General features: G+C 66.5%; 12 protein-coding genes and 1 pseudogene. 11 read left to right on the forward strand and 2 right to left on the reverse strand.

Going from position 1 to position 9,185, the window contains the following annotated elements:
* The 10 genes from AC1D01_RS11430 to AC1D01_RS11475 all read left to right on the forward strand — a co-directional run.
* The coding region (locus AC1D01_RS11430; protein WP_477866208.1) for a glycerol-3-phosphate dehydrogenase C-terminal domain-containing protein at positions 1-240 on the forward strand (240 nt) is incomplete at its 5' end.
* A 114-nt stretch (positions 241-354) separates the two neighbouring features.
* Positions 355-828, forward strand: coding sequence for an ATP synthase subunit I (locus AC1D01_RS11435; protein WP_477866210.1), 474 nt, complete (start codon positions 355-357; stop codon positions 826-828).
* Between the two features lie 19 nt (positions 829-847).
* Positions 848-1,693, forward strand: coding sequence for a F0F1 ATP synthase subunit A (gene atpB / locus AC1D01_RS11440; RefSeq protein WP_477866212.1), 846 nt, complete (start codon positions 848-850; stop codon positions 1,691-1,693).
* Positions 1,694-1,761: 68 nt separating this feature from the next.
* Complete coding sequence (gene atpE / locus AC1D01_RS11445; protein ID WP_047501588.1) at positions 1,762-2,025, forward strand: F0F1 ATP synthase subunit C; 264 nt, start codon at positions 1,762-1,764, stop codon at positions 2,023-2,025.
* 52 nt (positions 2,026-2,077) lie between these two features.
* Positions 2,078-2,548, forward strand: coding sequence for a F0F1 ATP synthase subunit B (locus AC1D01_RS11450; RefSeq protein ID WP_047501590.1), 471 nt, complete (start codon positions 2,078-2,080; stop codon positions 2,546-2,548).
* Between the two features lies 1 nt (position 2,549).
* Complete coding sequence (locus AC1D01_RS11455; RefSeq protein WP_477866214.1) at positions 2,550-3,083, forward strand: F0F1 ATP synthase subunit delta; 534 nt, start codon at positions 2,550-2,552, stop codon at positions 3,081-3,083.
* A 69-nt stretch (positions 3,084-3,152) separates the two neighbouring features.
* Entirely contained in the window at positions 3,153-4,766 is a 1,614-nt protein-coding gene (gene atpA, locus AC1D01_RS11460; RefSeq protein WP_477866216.1) for a F0F1 ATP synthase subunit alpha, read from the forward strand.
* Between the two features lie 19 nt (positions 4,767-4,785).
* A complete protein-coding gene (gene atpG / locus AC1D01_RS11465; protein ID WP_477866218.1) occupies positions 4,786-5,655 on the forward strand; it encodes a F0F1 ATP synthase subunit gamma in 870 nt (289 codons plus the stop codon).
* Between the two features lie 26 nt (positions 5,656-5,681).
* Entirely contained in the window at positions 5,682-7,094 is a 1,413-nt protein-coding gene (gene atpD, locus AC1D01_RS11470; protein WP_477866220.1) for a F0F1 ATP synthase subunit beta, read from the forward strand.
* A 15-nt stretch (positions 7,095-7,109) separates the two neighbouring features.
* The gene (locus AC1D01_RS11475; protein WP_477866222.1) at positions 7,110-7,526 is read left to right on the forward strand and encodes a F0F1 ATP synthase subunit epsilon; all 417 of its coding nucleotides are present in this window, start codon (positions 7,110-7,112) and stop codon (positions 7,524-7,526) included.
* 54 nt (positions 7,527-7,580) lie between these two features.
* Here AC1D01_RS11475 and AC1D01_RS11480 read toward each other — a convergent pair whose 3' ends face one another.
* Positions 7,581-8,138, reverse strand: coding sequence for a DUF3617 domain-containing protein (locus tag AC1D01_RS11480; protein ID WP_477866224.1), 558 nt, complete (start codon positions 8,136-8,138; stop codon positions 7,581-7,583).
* Between the two features lie 88 nt (positions 8,139-8,226).
* Here AC1D01_RS11480 and AC1D01_RS11485 point away from each other — a divergent pair, with 88 nt between their 5' ends.
* Positions 8,227-9,027: a Rossmann-fold NAD(P)-binding domain-containing protein gene (locus AC1D01_RS11485; protein ID WP_477866226.1), complete on the forward strand. Its 801-nt coding sequence runs from the start codon at positions 8,227-8,229 to the stop codon at positions 9,025-9,027.
* Here the strand turns inward: AC1D01_RS11485 and AC1D01_RS11490 are convergent.
* Positions 8,969-9,185 (reverse strand): annotated as a pseudogene (locus AC1D01_RS11490) (hypothetical protein); the annotation flags it as partial. The gene AC1D01_RS11485 and the pseudogene AC1D01_RS11490 sit on opposite strands and share 59 nt — an antisense overlap.

Raw genomic sequence — 9,185 nt, forward strand, 5'->3', positions numbered from 1 at the left:
GGGGAGGGCGGGCTGACCGAGGCGATGGTGCGCTTCGCGGCGCGGGTCGAGATGGCGCGCACCGTCGAAGACGTGCTGGCGCGGCGCTGCCGGCTGCTGTTCCTCGATGCGCGCGAGGCGCTGCGCGTCGCGCCCGAGGTGGGCCGGCTGCTGCGCGAGGAACTCGGGGAGGGCTTCGATGACGCCGCGTCGGTGAGTGCGTTCGAGGCGCTGGCGGCCCGTTACCTCGATTTGCCGTAGCGGCAAGTCAAGCGAAGCCTGCATGCCCGGTGTCTGTGTCGGGGTGTGTCAGGGACCGCGGGTCTTTGCCCATATAATCCCGAGGCTTTGCTGCTGACGACTGTCTTCCCTGCCATGACCGAACCCCTCGACCGTGGCGTAGCTCAAGAAGATGGCGCTGATGACCAGCCTTTCAAGACCCTGACGCGAGAAGAAGCGCAGGCCTTGCGAGGACGTATTCCCCAGGTGTCGCCCTGGAGGGTGGTTGCGGTGCAGGCGGTGGCGGGTTTGCTTTGCACGGCCATCGCGGTCGTTGCGACGCAACTGATGGGACAAGATTCTGGTGCTGCCTGGTCGGCGTTGTACGGCGCGGCGGCGGTGGTTCTTCCGGCGGCATTGCTCGCCAGGGGAATGACCCGAGGAACAGGAAACCCGGTGGCTGTGGCCGTCGGCTTCATGTTCTGGGAAATGTTGAAGATTGCAGTTGCCATCGCGATGCTGGTGATTGCAGCAAAAGTTGTGCCCAACCTCAGTTGGCCGGTCCTGCTGGTCACGATGGTGGTGTGCATGAAGGTGAACTGGTTGGCGCTGCTGTGGCGCCGCCGTTGATGGATACAGGGTTTCACGAATGACGACCGAAGGCCAAGAGCACGCCCCAAGCGCCGGTGAATACATCATTCACCACCTGCACCATCTGCAGAACAAGCACCAGGAAGGGGTCGTCGACTTCTCGGTGATCAACCTCGATTCGCTGTTCTTCACCGTGCTGCTCGGTGCCGTCGGCTGCTGGCTGCTGTGGCTGGCCGCACGCAAGGCGACCTCGGGCCGCCCGGGCCGCTTCCAGGCCGCGGTCGAGATCCTCGTCGAGATGGTCGACAGCCAGGCCAAGGGCATCGTCCACAACGCGCAGAGCCGCAAGATGGTCGCGCCGCTCGCGCTGACCGTCTTCGTGTGGATCTTCCTGCTGAACGCAATGGACATGCTGCCGGTCGACCTGCTGCCGTGGGTCAACGAGCACACCCTGGGCCTGCCGTACCTGCGCGTCGTACCGACCGCCGACCTGTCGATCACGATGGGCCTGTCGCTGGGCGTGCTGCTGGTCTGCCTGTTCTACAACGTCAAGATCAAGGGCGCCGGCGGCTGGGTGCACGAGCTGTTCTCGGCCCCGTTCGGCGACAAGTGGTTCCTGTACCCGGTCAACTTCGCGATGCAGCTGATCGAGTTCGTCGCGAAGACCGTCTCGCACGGCATGCGGCTGTTCGGCAACATGTACGCCGGCGAACTGATCTTCATGCTGATCGCGCTGCTGGGCGGTGCCTGGAGCCTGTCGGGCACCGGCGTCGCGCTGTTCCTGCTTCACCTGCTGGCCGGTTCGGTGTGGACCATCTTCCACATCCTGATCATCACGCTGCAGGCCTTCGTCTTCATGATGCTGACCCTCGTCTACGTGGGCCAGGCGCACGATCACCACTGATCTTTCGCGGCAGGTCGTTCTTTCTTCTTTCGTTCGTTTTTTTCTACCAAACCTCAACAGGAGTCACCATGGAAGTCATTAGCTTTGTCGCCCTCGCCGCCGGCCTCATCATCGGTCTGGGTGCCATCGGCGCCTGCATCGGCATCGGCATCATGGGCAGCAAGTACCTCGAGTCGGCCGCCCGCCAACCCGAGCTGATGAACGAACTGCAGACCAAGATGTTCCTGCTGGCCGGCCTGATCGACGCGGCCTTCATCATCGGCACCGGTATCGCGCTGTGGTTCGCCACTGCCAACCCGTTCCTGGCCCAGATCGCCAACCTGCCGAAGTAAGACGCGCCGGACCACCGGACATCTCCCTCTCATTCGTTCCAGAGGCAACACCGTGAGCATCAACGCTACGCTGATCGCGCAGATGATCGTGTTCCTGATCCTGGTCGGGTTCACGATGAAATTCGTGTGGCCGCCCATCGTGAAGGCACTCGACGAGCGTGCGCAGAAGATCGCCGACGGCCTGTCGGCCGCCGACAAGGCGAAGGCCGACCTGAGCGCCGCCAACCGCCGCGTCGAAGAGCAGCTCGCTGCCGCACGCAACGAGACCGCGCAGCGCCTGGCCGATGCCGAGCGCCTGGCCCAGGCGATGGTCGAAGAGGCCAAGACCCGCGCCGGCGAAGAGGGCGCGAAGATCGTCGCCGCCGCCAAGGCCGAGGCCGCACAGGAATCGGTGAAGGCCCGCGAGGCGCTGCGCGAGCAGGTCGCCGCGCTGGCCGTCAAGGGTGCCGAGCAGATCCTGCGCAAGGAAGTCAACGCCGGCGTCCACGCCGACCTGTTGAACCGCCTGAAGACGGAGCTCTGACATGGCCGAGCTCGCCACCATCGCCCGCCCGTACGCGGAAGCGCTGTTCCAGGTCGCCGGCAAGGGCGATCTGAAGCAGGCGTCCGAGCAGCTCGACGCGATCGCGGCCGTCGCCGCGAACGCGCAGATGCGCCAGTACGCCGACAACCCGAAGGCGACCGTCGAACAGGTGTTCGACGTCATCACCTCGGTCGTCAAGTCGCCGCTGTCCGACGCCACCCGCAACCTGTTGCGCGCGGTCATCGACAACGGACGCCTGGCTGCGCTGCCCAAGGTGGCGGTGCAATTCCACGCGCTGGTCAGCGAACGCTCGGGCGTGTCCGAGGCCACCGTCTACAGCGCCTTCCCGATCGATGCGGCCCAGCTGTCGGCTGTGGTCACCTCGCTCGAGAAGCGCTTCGGGCGCAAGCTCACGGCCAGCGTGCAGATCGAGCCCGAGCTGATCGGCGGCATCCGCGTGGTGGTCGGCGACGAGGTGCTCGACACCTCGGTGAAGGCCCGTCTCGAACAAATGAAGGTGGCGTTGACGGCCTGACCCGCAAGGGTTGCCCGAAGCGACAGCATTCCAACCTGCTGGCCAGCGTGCCGCGGACCGGAGAAAGCAATGCAACTGAATCCCGCTGAAATTTCCGAACTGATCAAGAGCCGCATCGAAGGCCTGGCCGGTTCGACCGACATCCGCAACCAGGGCACCGTGGTCTCGGTGACCGACGGCATCGTCCGCATCCACGGCCTGTCGGACGTGATGCAGGGTGAAATGCTCGAGTTCCCGGCGGCCAGTGACAACCAACCGAGCTTCGGCCTCGCGCTGAACCTCGAGCGCGACTCGGTCGGCGCGGTGATTCTGGGCGAGTACGAGCACATCTCCGAAGGCGACACGGTCAAGTGCACCGGCCGCATCCTGGAAGTGCCGGTCGGCCCCGAGCTGATCGGCCGCGTCGTCAACGCGCTGGGCCAGCCGATCGACGGCAAGGGTCCCGTCAACGCGAAGCTGTCGGCCCCGATCGAGAAGATCGCCCCGGGCGTGATCGCCCGGAAGTCGGTCGACCAGCCGATGCAGACCGGCCTGAAGTCCATCGACTCGATGGTGCCGGTCGGCCGCGGCCAGCGCGAGCTGATCATCGGCGACCGCCAGACCGGCAAGACCGCCGTCGCGATCGACGCGATCATCAACCAGAAGGGTCAGAACATGACCTGCATCTACGTTGCGATCGGCCAGAAGGCGTCGTCGATCAAGAACGTGGTGCGCTCGCTGGAAGCCAACGGCGCGATGGACTACACCATCGTCGTGGCCGCCTCGGCCGCCGAATCGGCCGCGATGCAGTACGTGTCGGCCTACTCCGGCTGCACGATGGGCGAGTACTTCCGCGACCGCGGCCAAGATGCGCTGATCGTCTATGACGACCTGTCGAAGCAGGCCGTGGCCTACCGCCAGGTCTCGCTGCTGCTGCGCCGCCCGCCGGGCCGCGAAGCCTACCCGGGCGACGTGTTCTACCTGCACAGCCGCCTGCTGGAGCGTGCCGCGCGCGTCAACGCCGACTACGTCGAAGCCTTCACCAAGGGTGAAGTCAAGGGCAAGACCGGTTCGCTGACCGCGCTGCCGATCATCGAGACGCAGGCCGGCGACGTGTCCGCGTTCGTGCCGACCAACGTGATCTCGATCACCGACGGCCAGATCTTCCTGGAAACCTCGCTGTTCAACGCCGGCGTCCGCCCCGCGATCAACGCCGGTATCTCGGTGTCGCGCGTCGGCGGTGCCGCGCAGACGAACTGGATCAAGGGTCAGTCCGGCGGTATCCGTACCGACCTGGCCCAGTACCGTGAGCTGGCTGCGTTCGCGCAGTTCGCCTCGGACCTGGACGAAGCCACCCGCAAGCAGCTGGACCGCGGCGCCCGCGTGACCGAGCTGCTGAAGCAAGCCCAGTACAGCCCGCTGCCCATCAGCCTGATGGGCGCCACGCTGTTCGCGGTGAACAAGGGCTTCATGGACAACGTCGAGATCAAGAAGATCCTCCCGTTCGAGCATGGCCTGCACGCCTACCTCAAGGACAAGCACGCCGCGCTGCTCGCCACCATCGAGAAGAACGGGGCCAAGTGGGATGCCAAGCCCGCCAAGGACTCGGACAGCGCCGAGAAGAAGGCCTTCAAGAAAGTCTGCATCGACGCCGAGGCCGAACTGACATTGGCCGTCGAAACTTTCAAGAAGTCGTTCGCCTAATCTCACATAGGAGCCAAACGTGGCTGCAGGTAAAGAGATTCGGGGCAAGATCAAATCGGTGGAGAACACCAAGAAGATCACCAAGGCCATGGAGATGGTGGCCGCCTCCAAGATGCGCAAGGCGCAGGATCGCATGCGCCATGCGCGTCCGTACGCCGAGAAGATCCGCAACCTGGCGGCCAACCTGTCGACGGCCACGCCCGAGTACAAGCACCCGTTCATGGTCGGCAACGACGATGCGAAGACGGTCGGCTTCATCGTCGTGACCACCGACAAGGGCCTGTGCGGCGGCCTGAACACCAACGTGCTGCGTGCCGTCACCGGCAAGCTGCGCGAGCTGGAAACGCAGGGCCTGGGTGCCGAGGCGGTCGCCATCGGCAACAAGGGCCTGGGCTTCCTGAACCGCGTCGGCGCGAGGGTGGTCTCGCAGGCCACGCAGCTGGGCGACAAGCCGCACCTCGACAAGCTGATCGGCCCCGTCAAGGTGCTGTTCGATGCGTATGCCGAAGGCAAGCTGAAGCAGGTGTTCCTGTGCTACACGCGCTTCATCAACACGATGAAGCAGGAGCCGGTCGTGATCCAGCTGCTGCCGCTCGCGGCCGACAGCCTGGTGGTCGACAAGGGCACGCACGGCTGGGATTACCTCTACGAGCCGGACGCGCCGACCGTCATCGACGAGCTGCTGGTGCGCTACACCGAGGCCCTGGTCTACCAGGCGGTGGCCGAGAACATGGCCTCGGAGCAATCGGCGCGCATGGTCGCGATGAAATCCGCGACCGACAACGCCGGCAGCGTCATCGCGGAGCTGAAGCTGGTCTACAACAAGACCCGCCAGGCAGCGATCACCAAAGAACTGTCCGAGATCGTCGCCGGTGCGGCGGCGGTCTGACCCTGATTTGATTCAAAGGAAGAAACATGGCTTCGGTTTCGACAGAAGGCAAGATTGTTCAGTGCATCGGTGCCGTGGTGGACGTGGAGTTCCCCCGCAACGCCATGCCCAAGATCTATGACGCACTGAAGATGGAGGGCTCGGCCCTGACCCTCGAAGTGCAGCAGCAGCTGGGCGACGGCGTGGTGCGCACGATTGCGCTGGGCTCTTCCGACGGCCTGCGCCGCGGCCTGATGGTGCGCAACACCGGCAAGGCGATCTCGGTGCCGGTGGGTCGCGCGACCCTCGGCCGCATCATGGACGTGCTGGGCGCGCCGATCGACGAGCGCGGCGAAGTCAGCCAGGAGCTGACCGCCTCGATCCACCGCAAGCCGCCGGCCTATGACGAGCTGAGCCCGTCGCAGGACCTGCTGGAAACCGGCATCAAGGTGATCGACCTGGTGTGCCCGTTCGCCAAGGGCGGCAAGGTCGGCCTGTTCGGCGGCGCCGGCGTCGGCAAGACCGTCAACATGATGGAGCTGATCAACAACATCGCGAAGGCTCACTCGGGCCTGTCGGTGTTCGCCGGTGTCGGCGAGCGCACCCGCGAGGGCAACGACTTCTATCACGAGATGGCCGACTCCGGCGTCGTGAACCTGGAGAACCTGCCCGAGTCGAAGGTCGCGATGGTCTACGGCCAGATGAACGAGCCGCCGGGCAACCGCCTGCGCGTCGCGCTGACCGGCCTGACGATCGCCGAATCGTTCCGCGACGAAGGCCGCGACGTGCTGTTCTTCGTCGACAACATCTACCGCTACACGCTGGCCGGTACCGAAGTGTCGGCACTGCTGGGCCGCATGCCTTCCGCCGTGGGCTACCAGCCGACGCTGGCCGAGGAAATGGGCCGCCTGCAGGAGCGCATCACCTCGACGAAGGTCGGCTCGATCACGTCGATCCAGGCCGTGTACGTCCCTGCGGACGACCTGACCGACCCGTCGCCTGCCACGACCTTCGCCCACCTGGACTCCACCGTCGTGCTGTCGCGCGACATCGCGTCGCTGGGCATCTACCCGGCCGTGGACCCGCTGGACTCGACGAGCCGCCAGCTCGACCCGAACGTGGTCGGCGAAGAGCACTACGCCGTCGCCCGCCAGGTGCAGGGCACGCTGCAGCGCTACAAGGAACTGCGCGACATCATCGCGATCCTGGGCATGGACGAACTGGCACCGGACGACAAGCTGGCCGTGGCACGCGCGCGCAAGATCCAGCGCTTCCTGAGCCAGCCGTTCCACGTCGCGGAAGTCTTCACCGGCTCGCCGGGCAAGTACGTGCCGCTGAAGGAAACGATCCGCGGCTTCAAGATGATCGTCAACGGCGAGTGCGACAGCCTGCCGGAGCAGGCCTTCTACATGGTCGGCACGATCGACGAAGCCATCGCCAAGGCGAAGACGATTCAGTAATCCGAAGGAAACAGCATGGCAACCCTGCATGTCGACGTCGTCTCTGCCGAGGAAGCCATCTTCTCCGGCGAGGCGAAGTTCGTGGCGCTGCCGGGTGAGAACGGCGAGCTGGGCATCCTGCCCCGCCACACGCCGCTGATCACCCGCATCAGGCCGGGCGCGGTGCGCATCCAGCGCGCCGACACCGGCGAGGAAGAGTTCGTGTTCGTGGCCGGCGGCATTCTCGAAGTGCAGCCGGGCAGGGTCACCGTGCTGGCCGACACCGCGATCCGCGGCAAGGACCTGGACGAGGCCAAGGCCACCGAGGCGAAGAAGATCGCCGAGGAAGCCGTCAAGAACGCGAAGAGCGAACTCGACCTGGCCAAGGCGCAGAACGAACTGGTGGCGCTGGCCGCCCAGATCGCCGCGCTGCGCAAGTACCGGAAGAAGTAAGGCCCACGGCCTCACGACGAACCCGCCCGGCGCGAGCCCGGCGGGTTTTGTCTTTCAGGGCTTGGCGGGTATGGCCGATGCCGCCGGCATCGTGAACGGCTTCACCGTGCCGCAGTCGCTGCCCAGCCACTTCGCCGTCATCGTCATCTGCGCGGTGCGGGCCTGGCCCTTCATCGTCATCGTCGTCGAGGTCTTCACCGCGTAGCTCTCGGGGCTGGTGAACGTGACCTCGCCGTCGGTCTCCGACGCGGTCGGCTCACCACAGCTCGAATGCCACTTCCAGACGCTGCCGCTGCGCGTGCCGAAATCGGTCTTGCAGCGCGTCTGTGCCTCCTGCCAGCGGCCCTGGTCCAGCGATTCCTTCGTGTGGCAGATCTTCATGCCGCCGTTCGGCCCGCCGCGTGCCTTCATCGCCGCCTCCATGCGGGCGCGGGCTTCGGGCGGCATGTCCTTCATGCGCTGCGCCATGTCGGGCATCGGCTGGCCGTTCACGAGGCGTTCGCTCTGCACCTCCCACAGGCCCGGCTTGATCGGCGGCGCGCTCTGCGCCAGCACCGGCAAGGCAGGGCACGACAACAGCAGGCCCAGTGACGCAAGGCGGAAGCAGCGCATGGCGGTCTCCTGACGCGGTAGGTGAGCCGATGATGGCACGCAGTGGGCACCGCACCAAGTGTCCCCTCAACTGCCGGATACTGCGGCGATGTCGCTGATCGATGAAGCCCTGCGGGCCGGCCATGCGCCGCCTGTGCGTGTGAATGCCGCGCTGCAGCGCGTGCTGGTCGCCGGTGGCGGCGGGCCGCTCGGCTCGGCGCTGCTGGAGAGCCTGCTGTCGGTGCGCGCGTTCTCGCCCGTCAGCGTGCTCGTCACGCAGCCCACGCGCGCCGCGCTGCACGGCTTGCGCGCGCTGCTGTGGCTCGAAGGCACACCGCTGCCGCCGGGCGACGAGCCGGTCGGCGTCATCGTGTTCGACCGCGAGCGCCATGCCAATGGCCGCGAGCTGTCGTTCTACCGGCCCGAGCCGTCGCAGCTGCCGGCCCTCGCCGCGCAATGGCGCGAACGCGGCGTGCGCCACCTGCTGGTCGTGATGCCGCACACGATGGCCAGCCTGCCCGACGCGCTGAAGCGCGGCCTCGCCAACCTCGACGAGCATGCGGTCGCGGCGCTCGGCTTCGAGCACCTGGTGTTCATCCGCACCGCGCAGGCCGGCGCGCACGAACGCATCAGCCACCCGGCGCAGCGCCTCGCGCACTGGATGCTGTCGCAGCTGCAGTTGATGGTGCCGCAGCGCGACCGGCCGGTGCGTGCGCAGAAGGTCGCGCAGTTCGCCGCGCAGCTCGCGGCCCGGTTGCCGTCCAGTCCCCCCGGCACCCGCGTCGTGCCGCCGGAGACGGTGTGGGAGGCCGCGCAGACCGACGACATCGCCGGCCTTGCGCAGTCATGGCTCAACGGGCCAGCGCGAGTGCCAGCGCCTTCTGCAACGGAGCCGCCGGCGCGGCCGTAGTGTCCGGCGGCGCCGCATCGCCGCGCGCCGGCGGCTTCGGCGGGCGTGGCAGCGGCCGCATTTGCGACAGCACCCAGCGCACGCGCGCCGCGTTGATCTCGCCGCGCGCTTCGAAGCGCGCGAGCTCCAGGTCGGGGTTGTGCAGCAGGCTCGCGAGC

It is taken from the genome of Rhizobacter sp. P3_B12, from assembly GCF_056402895.1.

Bases quoted from the DNA above. Each gene is read 5' to 3' on its own strand.
- AC1D01_RS11435 (WP_477866210.1), top strand. From the start codon at position 355: ATGACCGAACCCCTCGACCGTGGCGTAGCTCAAGAAGATGGCGCTGAT.
- atpB (WP_477866212.1), top strand. From the start codon at position 848: ATGACGACCGAAGGCCAAGAGCACGCCCCAAGCGCCGGTGAATACATC.
- atpE (WP_047501588.1), top strand. From the start codon at position 1,762: ATGGAAGTCATTAGCTTTGTCGCCCTCGCCGCCGGCCTCATCATCGGT.
- AC1D01_RS11455 (WP_477866214.1), top strand. From the start codon at position 2,550: ATGGCCGAGCTCGCCACCATCGCCCGCCCGTACGCGGAAGCGCTGTTC.
- atpA (WP_477866216.1), top strand. From the start codon at position 3,153: ATGCAACTGAATCCCGCTGAAATTTCCGAACTGATCAAGAGCCGCATC.
- atpD (WP_477866220.1), top strand. From the start codon at position 5,682: ATGGCTTCGGTTTCGACAGAAGGCAAGATTGTTCAGTGCATCGGTGCC.
- AC1D01_RS11475 (WP_477866222.1), top strand. From the start codon at position 7,110: ATGGCAACCCTGCATGTCGACGTCGTCTCTGCCGAGGAAGCCATCTTC.
- AC1D01_RS11480 (WP_477866224.1), bottom strand. From the start codon at position 8,138: ATGCGCTGCTTCCGCCTTGCGTCACTGGGCCTGCTGTTGTCGTGCCCT.
- AC1D01_RS11485 (WP_477866226.1), top strand. From the start codon at position 8,227: ATGTCGCTGATCGATGAAGCCCTGCGGGCCGGCCATGCGCCGCCTGTG.